The sequence below is a fragment of the Streptomyces albipurpureus genome (genome assembly GCF_023701525.1).
Classification (GTDB): domain Bacteria; phylum Actinomycetota; class Actinomycetes; order Streptomycetales; family Streptomycetaceae; genus Streptomyces; species Streptomyces albipurpureus.
Genome location: NZ_JAMQAW010000075.1, coordinates 34,945 through 48,460, shown reverse-complemented (window position 1 = coordinate 48,460; position 13,516 = coordinate 34,945). Strand labels below are relative to the sequence as shown.

Here is a 13,516-nt window from a genome sequence, read left to right as displayed (position 1 = left end):
CGCCCTGACTCAGGGAGCGGATGCCCCAGGATCGATAGTTGCGACCGTACACGTTCTGATGGCCTCGGCTATTGATCACCCGGCTGACGGCCTCCGTGAGGGTGGCGGTCAGGCGTTTCCTGAGCGGCTGCGTAGCGGACGGTGTGCCCGTTGGCGCGATAGCGGAGCTGATGGCGAAGTGCCCTGCGCTGGTTACCGTCACCATAGGTCTGAGCTGCACTGTTTCACGGGTGGCGGTGTTTGGGGCGACGAGCTGTGCCCTGAGGCGGGCATGCGAACGGCATGGGGATGGCATCAGGTTCTCCTCGTGGGGGAGGGAGAATCGAGCGGGGAGGCGCAGGCAACCGGCGGGCGTTATGACACCGACTCGATTGTGCGCTGATGCAAACGGTAGGAGGACTAGACCATTGGGTCAATGGTTTGGACCAATCTACTGAAGCTCTCCTCCCGCCGGGTGCGGTGCCGGTCATTCCAGCGCGCCAGAACGCCCACCACTCCAGCGAGAACCCCCTGCGAACGCCCTGGTAACCCCTGCCGTCGACATCAGCCACCGTCTCCGGAAGAGCCGATGAAGCTACCCATCACCCTTCACCAAGCACGACTCGGATCAACCGAGTTCACCGTCATCCGGCCAGCCCTCCCCCTGGCCCACGCCGTGCTCATCGACCACGATCGATATCTGGGCGCCTATCTCGACCAGGACGCCGCCCAATCCATCGGCGACCTATGGAAGCTCGCCGCGTCTTCGCCCCGCTCGCTGATTCATCTGCCCATCCGAGGCAACCAGTTGCCCTCCGACGAGCCGCGCCAAGAGGGGCCGCGTCAGCTCGATCTCGTCCTCCTGCACCACTCGCTCCAGTTCCGGCCATCGCGTTGGAAGGAGATACGGGGACGGCTGGGCCCGGGGCGTCCACGGACGATGACGCTCCCCACCTCGGTGCCCCACGGCGAAGCCGACGCGGGCCATCGGGCGCGGCACCATCGAGCCAACCGGGATCTCTTCCACCAACATCTGCACGCGGAGACGCTGTTGATGACCGGAAGTGCCAGGGTCTTCAGGGAAACCGCCCACCATTTCCTCGATGTGGCCCAGAACGGTCCCCACCACAGCTCCACCCACCCGAACCACCACTACTGCTCCGAACTCCATTCCCGCGATGGCGTCCTGGGCCATGCGCGGGAAATCCACATCGAATACCGCGACCAGTGGGACCCACCACCCGCCAGTCCACCCGGGTGAGACCCCCACGCTGATGCCGAGCGGCAGCGGATTCCGTGGGGAGGGGCGCCGTGAAGAGCCGGTGCCGGCAGCACCGCGGCGGATCGACGTTTCAGCGGTACCCCGGTGCGTCCACCGCCCCATCCGGTCCCCTGAGCTCGCAAACGTGCCGAAGCGCACCAGTGACGGAACTCCGCTGATCGGGCATACTCAACGCGCCACCGCTGTCATCAGGCCCTTTCCGTGATCCGGAGGGGCAGCATCGGTCTGGCAGCAAGACCGGCGACGCGCGCCACACCCTTCGCGCGCGAACGCCGCAGCGCCCGAAGAGGGAGGAGAGCGCCGTAATGTCCGACCGCGCCCCGCAGCCGGTGGAACGTCAGCTGCCCACTGAGGAGTCCAGGGACCTCATCGCCCTGGTACGAGAGATCGTTCAGCGGGAGATCACTCCCCACGCAGCCGAGGAGGAGGAGTCGGGGCACTTCCCCCGCGAACTCTTCGCGCTCCTCTCCGAGTCAGGGCTGCTCGGCCTCCCCTACGCCGGTGAGTACGGCGGTGGGGATCAACCCTACGAGGTCTACCTCCAGGTCCTGGAGGAGCTTGCCGGGGCCCGTCTGACGGTCGGCCTGGGCGTCAGCGTCCACTCCCTGGCCTGTCATGCGCTGGCCGGCTACGGCACCGACAAGCAGCAGGCCGCCCTACTGCCCGACATGCTCGGCGGGGGCCTCCTCGGTGCCTACTGCCTCTCCGAACCCTCTGCCGGCTCCGATGCGGCCTCCCTGCGCACCAAGGCGGTACGGGACGGCGGTGACTGGGTGATCACCGGTACCAAGTCATGGATCACCCACGGGGGGATCGCCGACTTCTACACCGTCCTCGCCCGCAGCGGCGAAGAGGGCGCCCGAGGCATCACCGCCTTCCTGGTCCCCGGTGATGCCGAGGGCCTGAGCGCTGCCGTTCCCGAGAAGAAGATGGGCATGAAGGGGTCGCCCACCGCGCAACTGAACTTCGACGGCGTCCGGGTCCCCGATACGCGTCGCATCGGCGACGAAGGCCAGGGATTCGCCATCGCGCTCTCCGCACTGGACTCGGGACGCCTCGGCATCGCCGCCTGTGCCATCGGTGTCGCCCAGGCGGCAATAGACGAGGCGCTCACCTATGCCTCGGGACGTCAGCAGTTCGGCCGCCCCATCGCCGACTTCCAGGGGCTGCGTTTCCTGCTCGCCGACATGGCCACCAGGGTCGAGGCGGGGCGCGCCCTGTATCTCGCTGCCGCCCGGCTCCGCGACCAGGGACGGCCCTTCTCCCGGCAGGCCGCCATGGCCAAGCTGTTCTGTACGGACGCGGCGATGAGTGTCACCACGGACGCGGTTCAGGTGCTCGGTGGCTATGGCTACACACTGGACTTCCCGGTGGAGCGCTATATGCGCGAGGCCAAGGTGCTGCAGATCGTCGAGGGCACCAACCAGATCCAGCGCATGGTGATCGCCCGCCAGCTGATCGGCCCTGAGTCGCGCTGATCGCGGCGCGGCGGTAGCGGTCGGTCGAGCAACCCTGACAGCTCCGTGCCGGGGGCGCTCGACCGGCAGCACCGGGGGATCGGTGCCAGCCGGTTCATCGGACGATTTACCTCGGACGGCTCAGTGGTCGAAGATGATCACGGGGCCGCTGGCCTTCGATCCGTCCACACGCTCCGGTGGTGCAGCGCGGGGCGGCAGCGTGGTCCGAGCCCGAGCAGTCGGGGCGCCGAGGTTGTTTCCGGGAAGGGTCTGTCCCGTGGCGGCGGCGCTGTGTCCCGGTCGCCTCGCATCAGGCGAGGTCGAGAATGCCGTACGGCGCGGCGCCCGCTCGCGCGGGGGTGAAGAGCCCGTGTCGGCTGCTCCCGCACCACGCCGGTCGGCCGCCATGGTGCAAGGAAGGTACGGGGTCGAGCGCGCGGCGTCAGGGCCGCTGCGGCCGCTAGGCGGCGCGGCTGCGCATCGGGGGCACCCGCCGGGGGCGTGAGCCCGGGCCACCCACATGCGAGAACGGCTGCATCCGCCAGTCCAGCCCCTGAGGCAGCGTCAGAAGCAGCCCCATCTCCTGCTCCTGGGCCTCAAGGCTCTCATCGGCGGGACGCGCCTGCGCTGCGGCCCGGCCGGTCCCGCTGCACACGGTGAGCCCGAACGGATTCCACGGCGTGGGGCACAGCGCGTGCTCCGGCAGCATGTCCTCGTCCGCGAGGAGCGCGATCGGCTGGGCGCAGTCCGGGCAGATCACCCGGTACATCTCAAAGGTGTCGTACGCGTCGAGCTCATCGGCTTCGGCGGGCTCAGCCGAAGCAAGAGACTCCGGTTCGATACGGCTGATGTTCCTGACACTCTGCATGGGATCTCCCCCTCGGGTGGGCCAACCAGGCACATGTGGCCTCGACCACAGCAAGCACTTCCCATCCGGGTCGGCGCATAACCATCCGGTCACGGCCGAGCGCTCGCCGATCGTGTGGCGTTCGTCACATGGTGGCCGTAAGTGCCCTCCGGGATCACATATGACTGTGCCGTAGCCGACCTGGGGACTTAGGTTGATCCGCATGGAGGAGCTGGATCGTCAGATCGTTGAATTGCTCGTTAAAGATGGGCGTATGAGCTACACCGACCTGGGCAAGGCCACTGGTCTGTCCACATCAGCGGTGCATCAGCGAGTGCGTCGGCTGGAGCAGCGCGGAGTCATCCGCGGCTATGTGGCGGTCGTGGATCCGGAGGCGGTCGGGCTACCGCTCACGGCGTTCATCTCGGCCAAGCCCTTCGACCCGAGCGCGCCCGACGACATTTCCGAACGCCTCGCCGACGTACCCGAGATCGAGGCCTGCCACAGCGTCGCCGGGGATGAGAACTACATCCTCAAGGTCCGGGTCGCCACGCCCCTGGACCTGGAGAACCTCCTCACCCGCATCCGTTCGCTCGCCGGCGTCTCCACCCGCACCACGGTCGTCCTGTCGACTCCGTACGAGGCCCGCCCGCCGCGCGTCTGAGCCACGCCTAGGCTAGGCACATGATCGAGAGCACCACCGCCCCCGGCGCACAGCGCACCACCCTGCTGCGCGGGGGAGAGGTCCACAGCCCGGCCGACCCCTTCGCCACCGCGATGGTCGTCCAACGAGGCCATATCGCCTGGGTCGGCTCGGAGGGGGCCGCCGATGCCTTCGCCGACGGCGTCGACGAGATCGTCGACCTCGAAGGTGCTCTGGTCACCCCCGCGTTCACCGACGCACATGTGCACACAACGGCGACCGGGCTCGCCCTCACCGGCCTTGACCTCTCCGGCGCCCGGACCCTCGCCGACGCCCTCGTGCTCGTACGGGAGCACAGCGCCGCCCACCCCGCGGACCGGGTCCTGCTGGGGCACGGCTGGGACGCCGCACGCTGGCCCGAGCGGCGCCATCCCAGCCGTGCGGAACTGGACGACGCGAGCGGCGGACGCCCCCTCTATCTCACCCGTATCGACGTTCACTCCGCTGTGGTCACCACCGCACTGCTTGACCTGGTGCCGGGGGTCACCGACCTGACCGGATACCGTCCGGACGAGCCGCTCACCGCGGCGGCCCACCACGCGGTACGGGCCGCGGCGCATGACGCCGTCAGCCCGGCCCAGCGTGCGGCGGCCCAGCGTGCCGCACTGGATCAGGCGGCCTCGCTCGGCATCGGCACCGTCCATGAGTGCGCCGGCCCCGACATCTCCGACGAGGATGACTTCACCGCCCTGCTGGCGTCTGCCGCGACTCATTCCGGGCCGCGGGTCGTCGGCTACTGGGCCGAGCACATCACGGATGCGAAGGGTGCTCAGGGGATCAAGGAGCTGGGCGCGGTGGGAGCGGCCGGCGACCTCTTCGTCGACGGTTCGCTCGGCTCCCACACCGCCTGCCTCCACTCGTCATACGCCGACGCCGCCCACACCGGCCTCGCGCAGCTGGACGTGGCCGCGGTCGCCGCCCACGTCGCCGCCTGTACGGAAGCCGGGCTCCAGGCCGGATTCCACGCCATCGGGGACGCCGCGCTCACCACCGTCACCGAAGGCGTGAGAGCGGCGGCCGAGAGGCTCGGCCATGACCGGGTGCGCGCCGCTCGGCACCGCGTCGAGCACGCCGAAATGCTCACGCCCGAGACCATTGCCGCCTTTGCCGAGTTCGGGCTGACCGCCTCGGTACAGCCCGCCTTCGACGCGGCCTGGGGCGGCGAGGAGGGCATGTACGTCGAGCGGCTCGGCGTCGAGCGCGCCCGTACGCTCAATCCGTTCGCCGCCCTGCTCAGGGCCGGGGTGCCGCTGGCGCTCGGCTCCGACAGCCCCGTCACCCCGCTCGACCCCTGGGGCACGGTCCGCGCGGCCGCCTTCCACCGCACGCCCGAGCACCGCATCTCGGTCCGGGCCGCCTTCACGGCCCACACCCGAGGCGGCTGGCGCGCGGCCGGCCGTGACGACGCCGGCACCCTGGTGCCCGGGGCCGCGGCTGACTACGCTCTGTGGCGCACCGGGGAACTGGTCGTCCAGGCCCCGGACGACCGGGTGGCGCGTTGGTCCACCGACCCCCGTTCCGGCACCCCCGGGCTGCCGGACCTCACCCCCGGCGGCGAACTGCCGGTGTGCCTGCGGACGGTGGTCAGCGGGGAGACCGTCTTCAACCGGCCGAACGAGTGACGTACGGACATTTCGTACGGTCGATCAGCGTCCAGGACGGTTAGCCACGACCTGCACATCTTCGCCATGGACCCGGCCGAAATGGGCAAACCGCGCAGATCGCACGACTGTTGACACGGAGCGCCCACGGGCGGGTAGGTTCGGCCGAGTCCACCACAGGACGTCCGGCCGGTGGGACCTCCACGCAGTCGTTGAACGCCGTTGGGTCAGGGGGCAGTGCGCCGCACCGGAGCACCGCCACTGGGAGCCAGGTCCAGCATCCGCGCCTCGGGGGCGAGGGAAGGTTTCAGCCGGCCGGCAGGTGCGACCCGGATGGGGTCCGGTGTTCAGTAGACAACGGCTCTCGGTCGACCCGCAGCCAGCGGGTCCCAGGCCGGCCCGAAGGACGCCGGGCCCCGATCCGCACCTTTGGCGATACCCCCCGTTCTCGCGATACCGTCCGTGGGACCACCGGTGAATCCTCCCCGTCGCGGGGGCCGGACCCGCACCGCCAACCAGCGCCGCCCCCATGACTGCACCCCAGGTCCGTGCCGTCGTGAGCCGGTGCGGGGCGCTCGTTAAGGTGGGGCTCTGTGCACGGACATTAAAAGGGGAAGTAGTGAACGACGGCGCTAGGGACAGCGAAGCCCAGGGGAAGCGGTACGGGCCGCTCGGCAGATCCTTGGTGATCATTCCGACCTACAACGAGGCCGAGAACGTCAAGAAGATCGTCTCCCGAGTACGGGCCGCTGTCCCCGCCGCGGACATCCTCATCGCCGACGACAACAGCCCCGATGGCACCGGCAAGATCGCCGATGAGATCGTGGCCGCGGACAGCCAGGTGCAGGTCCTGCACCGCAAGGGCAAGGAAGGTCTCGGCGCCGCCTACCTCGCCGGCTTCGCCTGGGGCATGGAGAACGGCTACGGCGTACTGATCGAGATGGACGCCGATGGCTCCCACCAGCCGGAAGAGCTGCCCCGACTGCTGACCGCGCTCAAGGGCGCCGACCTGGTCCTCGGCTCGCGCTGGGTGCCCGGCGGCCGAGTGGTCAACTGGCCCAAGTACCGGAAGTTCATCTCCCGCGGCGGCAGCACCTACTCCCGGCTGCTGCTGGGACTGCCGATCCGGGATGTCACCGGCGGCTTCCGCGCCTTCCGCACCGAAACCCTTCAGGGCCTCGGGCTCGACGAGGTCACCTCACAGGGCTACTGCTTCCAGGTCGACCTCGCGCGCCGGGCCGTGGCGGCGGGTTATCACGTGGTGGAGGTCCCGATCACCTTTGTGGAGCGGGAACTCGGTGACTCCAAGATGAACCGGGAGATCGCCGTCGAGGCCCTGTGGCGCGTGGCCGGCTGGGGAGTCAGAGCCCGGGCGAACGGCCTCCGCGGCCGAAAGCCCCTCTGAGGCCGATAGCCGGGAGGCCGGGGGCCTCAGCGGCGGCCGCTCCGCCGGAGCGGGGTCCTCTTCATCGCCCCCTTACGCCACTTCCGCGCACGGCCAGGCACACTGGGGACATGACGACCGGCGCCACGCCCCCGACCGCACCCAAGCGCTCCCGCGCCCGCAGCCTTGTTCCGCTCGCCATCGCCGCCTGGCTGGTCCTGGAGGTATGGCTGCTCATCCTTGTCGCCGACGTCGCGGGCGGGCTGACCGTTTTCGCCCTGCTGATCGGAGCGGGGCTGCTCGGAGGCGCCGTCATCAAGCGGGCGGGCCGCCGAGCCTTCCGTAACCTCTCGGAGACGCTCCAACGCCAGCAGAGCGGGCTTTCGGAGCCTCAGGCCGGCGGTGGCGGCAAGGGCGACGGCAACGGCTTCCTGATGCTCGGTGGGCTGTTGATCATGCTCCCCGGTCTGCTCTCCGATGTGCTGGGTCTGGCCCTGCTGGTGCCCCCCGTGCGCTCCCTGCTGGGGCGGTACGCGGAGAGGTCGCTGGAGCGCCGGATGCGGGCGGCCAACCCCGGCAGTCTTCAGGACGCGTTCCAGCAGGCCCGTATCCATCGGCCCGATGGCAAGGTCGTCCCGGGCGAGGTCATTCGCCAGGACGCGGGCCGTCCAGAAGGTGAGCGCGGGTCGTCAGGCACCGGTTCCACCGGCCCCAAGCCGCCTCTGACCCCCTGATCGGACCGCTCCCCGCAGGAGGGCCGCGCCACTGGCCTCCTCGGTGTCTCCGCATCCGGGCGCGCCGCGCGCCCACCGAGCCTCCGGCCGAGTCTGATGGGCCGGGGGTGTGTTGTGAGACTCGCGGGCAGAGCGCGAGACGCCGGGCAGAACACGAGAGCAGCGCCCGGAACGCACCAAGAGCCGCGGGCTGCGGCACACACATGGTGTGCACACAGCCCGCGGCTCTTGTACTGCTTGACGCTGTTATCTGGTGGTGCGGTGGTACGCGATGCAGTGCCGGTTATGCGGACTTGCGGCTATCCCGAGGATGCACGGCGATGTTCATGGCACCGGAGCGCAGGACCGCCAGCCTTTCGGCCAGCACTTCCTCCAACTCCTCGCGGGTACGCCGCTCCATGAGCATGTCCCAGTGCGTCCGCGCGGGCTTCCCCTTCTTCTCTTCGGGGCCATCCCCGTCCACCAGGAGTGCCTGGGCGCCGCACGCCTTGCACTCCCACTCCGGCGGAATCTCTGCTTCGACCGAGAACGGCATCTCAAACCGATGTCCGTTCTGGCATGCGTACTCCACCGCCTGGCGCGGGGCCAGATCGATGCCGCGGTCCGTCTCGTAGCTGGTAACCACGAGGCGCGTGCCGCGGAGAGCTCGCTCACTCATGAATCGTGCCTCCCGGGCTTGTCGCCCACAGGACAGGTGTCGCTGTCGTCGTCATCCGGTCAACGTCCGGTCGGCCGTAAAGATTCCCGTTCCGGGTCACGCGTCGCCCGTCGTGCCGCTGCTTGCCCCTACGTTGGGGTACCCACCAGTGCCCGGTTTGTCACATCTGGCAGAAAGTGTCACCCGTAGATTCCACTTCCCTTTGTGCGCAGTAACGGTCCGCCTGGCAGGCCAAACGCGTACACTACCGCCCTTTCAGTTCAACGTCTAAATCCGTTCCGGTGCGGGATTACCCGCCGCGGCCACCGCCTCTCGTACGGGTACCCGCGCCAGCAGGAGAAATCCCAAGGCAAAGAAGATCACGAGCGAGATGATCGCGTCCCGATAACTGCCGGTCAGTTGGTAGGCGAGCCCAAAGACGAGCGGACCGAGCCAGCTGAGCCCACGGTCACTCATCTCATACGCCGAGAAATACGCCGCTTCCTTTCCGCGCGGGACCAGATGGGAGAAGAGGGATCGGGAAAGCGCCTGACTGCCGCCCAGTACCAGACCGATTCCCGCGGCCAGGGCGAAGAACCACCACGAAGAGCGCGCGGGCAGGAAGTAGCCAGCGGCCAGGATCAGCGTCCAGACGGCAAGCGAACCGAGGATCGTTCGTTTGGCGCCGTGGGTCCTCGCGAGCCGGCCCATGCCCAGCGCCCCCGCCACCGCGAGTATCTGCACCAGCAGCACGGCGATGATCAGGGTGGTCTGGTCGAGGCCCAGCTCTTCGGAGCCGTAGATGGAGGCCTGGGAGATCACGGTCTGCACGCCGTCGTTGTAGACGAGGTAGGCGAGCAGAAACGACAGCGTCAGCGGGTATCGGCGCATGTCCTTGATGGTGGCCACCAGATGCCGCCATCCGGAGCCCACGGCGCCCTCTCCGCTCGGGGGGATGCGCCGGTCCCTGAGTCTGCGCAGGGGTATCAGGGTGAACGCCCCCCACCACAGTCCCGCCGACGCCAGACAGATCCGTACCGCGGCCGACTCCGACAGGCCGAAGGTGTCATGGCCGCTGTAGAGGGCCAGGTTCAGCAGCAGCACCAGCGCGCCCGAGGCGTAGCCGAAGGCCCAGCCCCGCGCGGAGACCGCGTCACGCTCCGCCGGCTCGGCTATCTGCGGAAGAAAGGCGTTGTAGAGCACCATCGACACCGAGAGCGACGCATTGGCGATGATCAGGAGGAGCGCGCCGAGGAGATAGCGGTCTCCCGAGAGGAAGAACATTCCCGTGGTGGCCGCGGCGCCCACATAGGCGGCCACCGCGAGCAGTGGTTTCTTCAGGCCGGTGCGGTCCGCCCAGGCGCCCGCGAGCGGCATGAGCAGGACCGCGACGATCACCGACAGGGAGACGGAGTAGGCGAAGAGGGAGCCCGCCCGCACCGGGATGCCCAGCGGATGGACAAAGCCCTCGGCGTCAGCCGCCGCCTTCGCCACCGAGGTGAGATAGGGGCCGAGGAAAACGGTCAGAACGCTCGTCGAATAGACGGAACAGGCGAAATCGTAGAAGTACCAGCCCTGTTGTTCACGCCGGCGTTCCCGAAGCGCAGCGCCGTCCGTACCGGTCCCCGTGTCAGCGCCGTCGGCAGGTTCGACCGTCATCCGCGCCCCCTCACTCGTCGCCCCGATGTGGACGCGCGGATCAGGCCCAGGCGCCTCGATCGTTCAGCACCCCGCGCAGCGTCTCCAGATGATCGGTCATGATGCCATCCACGCCCAGGTCGAGGAGGGTTCTCATCCGATCCGGATCGTTCACCGTCCAGACATGGACCTGGAGCCCCCGGGCGTGCGCTGCCCGGAGGAAACGACGGTCCACCACCGGCACCCCGTTCAGGACCTCGGGGACCTGGACGCACACTCCGCCCCCGCGCACCCCCGCAGGCAGTCCGAGCGAGGCCAGGCGCAGCCCGAGAACGCCCCGGACACCGTAGGAGGTCGCGAGTCGGGGGCCGGCCAGCCGTACGGCCAGCGCCACCCGGCGCTCCGAGAACGAGCCGACACAGACCCGGTCCCAGGCACCCGTCCGGCGGATCAGATCCACCAGCGGGCGCACCGCGGACTCCGTTTTGACATCCACGTTCCAGCGCGCGTCGGGGAACTCCTCCAGCAACTCCTCGAACAGCGACACCGGCTCCCGGCCGCCCACCCGGGCTCGCCGGACCGTGCTCCAGGGCAACCGCGCGATCCGGCCTCGGGTGTCCGTCACCCGGTCCAGCGTCGCGTCATGAAAGGCGACAAGACGCCCATCGGCGGTGGTGTGCACATCGGTCTCGAAGTAGCGGTAGCCGAGCCCAGCGGCGCGGCGGAAGGCCGCTGCCGTGTTCTCGATCCCGTCGGCCGCGCCGCCCCGGTGGGCGAACGGCAGCACCGCGGGATGGTCCAGATAGGGGTGGGGAACGCCGGTCACCGTCGCAGTATCGCCCGCTTGGGTGAACCGGAGGCGACGACGGTGGTGGCGGAGCTCCGCTCAGGGACGGCGAACAGCCGCAGGAACAGCTGGGCGAGCGGACCGATCGACAGCGCGTAGGCGGCGGTGCCGATGCCCACGGACCCGCCCAGCAGAAAGCCCGTGGCGATCACGGTCACCTCGATTCCCGTACGCACCAGTCGGATCGATCGGCCGGTGAGCCGGTGGAGGCCGGTCATCAGACCATCCCGCGGCCCAGGACCGAAGCGCGCGGCGATGTAGAGGCCGGTGGCCATGCCGTTGAGCACGATGGCCCCGGCCATCAGGGGGATCTGGGCGAGGAGCCCGTGGACGTCCGGGACGAACGCCAAGGTGGCGTCCATGGCCAGCCCGAGAACCACGACATTGGAGACGGTTCCGAGCCCCGGCCGCTGCCGGATGGGTATCCACAGCAGGAGCACCACGGCGCCGACGATGATCGCCACGGTGCCGATCGTCAGCCCGGTCCGCTCGGAGATGCCCTGGTGCAGCACATTCCACGGTTCGAGACCGAGGCCGGCGCGCACCAGGAGGGCCGAGCTCACCCCGTAGAGGACCAGACCGGCGTACAGCTGGATCAGTCGCCGGGGGAGCGCCGCGGGTGGTCTTCCGGCCGAGTCGGTGACCGGGACCTCCGGGGGGCCGACCGCTTCGACCGGTGTCACGGCCGCCGCCTTGCTGGCTGGTGAATCGGCTGAATCCATGGACACGATGGCGACCCCTCTGGAGGCATTGGACTGACTCATGACACTCTGTGGCTAGAGAACTTATTGCAACCATGGCCAATTCCGGGAAGGTGGACTGATTTCTATGGCTCAGTGGACTTCCGCAGTGGGTGCGGCTCAGCTGGCCAGACAGCTGAGCGCACAGCAGCCTCGCCCGGCCGGGCCCGGCACCCGCAAGCCACCCGCGTACCGTGCGCTCGCCGACGGCGTTCGGCTGCTGGTACTGGAAGGGCGAGTACCGGTCGCGGCCCGGTTGCCGGCGGAGCGCGAACTGGCCGTGGCGTTGTCGATGAGCCGTACCACCGTCGCCGCCGCCTACGAGGCCCTGCGCGGTGAGGGCTTTCTGGAGTCACGGCGAGGCGCGGGCAGCTGGACCGCCGTACCGGCCGGCAATCCACTGCCGGCACGCGGTCTGGAGCCGCTGCCACCGGAATCACTCGGTTCCATGATCGACCTGGGGTGCGCCGCGCTGCCGGCGCCCGAGCCCTGGCTCACCCGCAGTGTCCAGGGCGCGTTGGAGGAACTGCCCCCCTACGCCCACACCCATGGCGACTATCCGGCCGGCATCCCCGCGCTCCGTCAGATGCTCGCCGACCGCTACACCGCACAGGGCATCCCGACGATGCCGGAGCAGATCATGGTCACCACCGGCGCCATGGGCGCGATGGACGCGATCTGCCACCTCTTCGCCGGGCGCGGTGAGCGCATCGCCGTCGAGTCACCGTCCTACGCCAACATCCTCCAGCTGATGCGGGAGGCAGGTGCCAGGCTGGTGCCGGTGGCCATGGAGGAGGGGCTCGGCGGCTGGGATCTCTCCCGGTGGCGCCAGGTGTTCAGGGACGCGGCCCCCCGGCTCGCCTATGTCGTCGCGGACTTCCACAATCCGACGGGTGCCCTCGCCGACGAGGACCAGCGGCGGCGCCTGGTGGACGCCGCCCGCTCGGCCGGCACGGTGCTCGTGGTGGACGAGACCATGACCGAGTTGCGTCTCGATGACGATCTCCAGATGCCCCGACCGGCCTGTGCCTTCGATCCAGCGGGCAGCACGGTGATCACGGTCGGCTCGGCCAGCAAGGCGTTCTGGGCGGGCATGCGCATCGGCTGGGTGCGGGCGGCCCCCGATGTGATCCGCTCGCTGGTCGCCGCCCGCGCCTATGCCGACCTCGGTACGCCCGTACTGGAACAGCTCGCGATCCTGTGGCTGATGCGGACCGGCAACTGGGAGCAGGCGGTAGCGGCGCGCCGCACACAGGCGCGGGAGAACCGCGACGCGCTGGTGAGCGCGGTGCGTCGGGAGCTTCCGTCCTGGGAGTTCGCGGTGCCGCGCGGTGGGCTGACGCTCTGGGTGCGCACCGGTGGGCTGTCCGGCTCCCGGCTCGCCGAGGTCGGCGAGCGGGTGGGGGTGCGGGTGCCGTCCGGGCCGAGGTTCGGGGTGGACGGCGCGTTCGAGGGGTTTGTGCGACTGCCGTTCACGGTCGGTGGGCCGGTCGCGGATGAGGCGGCCGCCCGGCTGGCGGCGGCGGCACGGCTGGTGGAGACGGGCGCGACGACGGGAACAGAGGCACCGCGCACCTTCGTCGCCTGAGCACCCACCCGTCGGGCCCTCAGACGGGTCTGGCGCTGGGGGCGGTGCGGCCGTCGCCACTTCACGGGCGCGGCGCTCC

The 13,516-nt window shown here is 69.5% G+C and carries 12 protein-coding genes; 7 read left to right on the top strand and 5 right to left on the bottom strand.

Translation table 11 applies throughout. The features are described 5' to 3' along the window. The first annotated feature begins 568 nt into the window (after positions 1-568). Positions 569-1,240, top strand: a complete 672-nt coding sequence (locus NBG84_RS35170) for a hypothetical protein (RefSeq protein ID WP_250923757.1) — start codon at positions 569-571, stop codon at positions 1,238-1,240. Between the two features lie 326 nt (positions 1,241-1,566). Further along, on the top strand, positions 1,567-2,739 hold the full coding sequence (locus NBG84_RS35165; protein ID WP_250923756.1) for an acyl-CoA dehydrogenase family protein: 1,173 nt from the start codon (positions 1,567-1,569) through the stop codon (positions 2,737-2,739). 439 nt (positions 2,740-3,178) lie between these two features. Here NBG84_RS35165 and NBG84_RS35160 read toward each other — a convergent pair whose 3' ends face one another. After that, positions 3,179-3,586 carry a hypothetical protein gene (locus NBG84_RS35160; protein WP_250923755.1) on the bottom strand — a complete coding sequence of 136 codons (408 nt, stop codon included), beginning with the start codon at positions 3,584-3,586 and terminating at the stop codon, positions 3,179-3,181. A gap of 202 nt (positions 3,587-3,788) precedes the next feature. Here NBG84_RS35160 and NBG84_RS35155 point away from each other — a divergent pair, with 202 nt between their 5' ends. The 4 genes from NBG84_RS35155 to fxsA all read left to right on the top strand — a co-directional run bounded on the left by NBG84_RS35155 (position 3,789) and on the right by fxsA (position 7,987). Beyond that, positions 3,789-4,229 carry an Lrp/AsnC family transcriptional regulator gene (locus NBG84_RS35155; protein WP_250923754.1) on the top strand — a complete coding sequence of 147 codons (441 nt, stop codon included), beginning with the start codon at positions 3,789-3,791 and terminating at the stop codon, positions 4,227-4,229. Between the two features lie 20 nt (positions 4,230-4,249). Further along, positions 4,250-5,890: an amidohydrolase gene (locus tag NBG84_RS35150; RefSeq protein ID WP_250923753.1), complete on the top strand. Its 1,641-nt coding sequence runs from the start codon at positions 4,250-4,252 to the stop codon at positions 5,888-5,890. 598 nt (positions 5,891-6,488) lie between these two features. After that, on the top strand, positions 6,489-7,274 hold the full coding sequence (locus tag NBG84_RS35145; RefSeq protein ID WP_250923752.1) for a polyprenol monophosphomannose synthase: 786 nt from the start codon (positions 6,489-6,491) through the stop codon (positions 7,272-7,274). A gap of 110 nt (positions 7,275-7,384) precedes the next feature. After that, positions 7,385-7,987: an FxsA family membrane protein gene (gene fxsA, locus NBG84_RS35140; RefSeq protein ID WP_250923751.1), complete on the top strand. Its 603-nt coding sequence runs from the start codon at positions 7,385-7,387 to the stop codon at positions 7,985-7,987. Between the two features lie 283 nt (positions 7,988-8,270). On the opposite strand, the gene NBG84_RS35135 is transcribed toward fxsA, so the two are convergent. The 4 genes from NBG84_RS35135 to yczE all read right to left on the bottom strand — a co-directional run bounded on the left by NBG84_RS35135 (position 8,271) and on the right by yczE (position 11,837). Beyond that, complete coding sequence (locus NBG84_RS35135; protein WP_003959706.1) at positions 8,271-8,645, bottom strand: RNA polymerase-binding protein RbpA; 375 nt, start codon at positions 8,643-8,645, stop codon at positions 8,271-8,273. A gap of 267 nt (positions 8,646-8,912) precedes the next feature. Next, complete coding sequence (locus tag NBG84_RS35130) at positions 8,913-10,283, bottom strand: MFS transporter (RefSeq protein ID WP_250923750.1); 1,371 nt, start codon at positions 10,281-10,283, stop codon at positions 8,913-8,915. A gap of 40 nt (positions 10,284-10,323) precedes the next feature. Continuing rightward, positions 10,324-11,088: a glycerophosphodiester phosphodiesterase family protein gene (locus tag NBG84_RS35125; RefSeq protein WP_250923749.1), complete on the bottom strand. Its 765-nt coding sequence runs from the start codon at positions 11,086-11,088 to the stop codon at positions 10,324-10,326. Beyond that, entirely contained in the window at positions 11,085-11,837 is a 753-nt protein-coding gene (yczE, locus tag NBG84_RS35120) for a membrane protein YczE (RefSeq protein ID WP_250923748.1), read from the bottom strand. The genes NBG84_RS35125 and yczE overlap by 4 nt, the downstream gene beginning before the upstream one ends. 100 nt (positions 11,838-11,937) lie before the next feature. Between yczE and NBG84_RS35115 the strand changes: the two genes are divergently transcribed. Further along, complete coding sequence (locus tag NBG84_RS35115; RefSeq protein WP_250923747.1) at positions 11,938-13,437, top strand: SCO1417 family PLP biosynthesis transcription factor; 1,500 nt, start codon at positions 11,938-11,940, stop codon at positions 13,435-13,437. The last annotated feature ends 79 nt before the right edge of the window (positions 13,438-13,516 follow it).

Bases quoted from the DNA above. Each gene is read 5' to 3' on its own strand.
- NBG84_RS35165 (WP_250923756.1), top strand. From the start codon at position 1,567: ATGTCCGACCGCGCCCCGCAGCCGGTGGAACGTCAGCTGCCCACTGAG.
- NBG84_RS35155 (WP_250923754.1), top strand. From the start codon at position 3,789: ATGGAGGAGCTGGATCGTCAGATCGTTGAATTGCTCGTTAAAGATGGG.
- NBG84_RS35115 (WP_250923747.1), top strand. From the start codon at position 11,938: ATGGCTCAGTGGACTTCCGCAGTGGGTGCGGCTCAGCTGGCCAGACAG.
- NBG84_RS35150 (WP_250923753.1), top strand. From the start codon at position 4,250: ATGATCGAGAGCACCACCGCCCCCGGCGCACAGCGCACCACCCTGCTG.
- NBG84_RS35130 (WP_250923750.1), bottom strand. From the start codon at position 10,283: ATGACGGTCGAACCTGCCGACGGCGCTGACACGGGGACCGGTACGGAC.
- fxsA (WP_250923751.1), top strand. From the start codon at position 7,385: ATGACGACCGGCGCCACGCCCCCGACCGCACCCAAGCGCTCCCGCGCC.
- NBG84_RS35170 (WP_250923757.1), top strand. From the start codon at position 569: ATGAAGCTACCCATCACCCTTCACCAAGCACGACTCGGATCAACCGAG.
- NBG84_RS35135 (WP_003959706.1), bottom strand. From the start codon at position 8,645: ATGAGTGAGCGAGCTCTCCGCGGCACGCGCCTCGTGGTTACCAGCTAC.
- NBG84_RS35160 (WP_250923755.1), bottom strand. From the start codon at position 3,586: ATGCAGAGTGTCAGGAACATCAGCCGTATCGAACCGGAGTCTCTTGCT.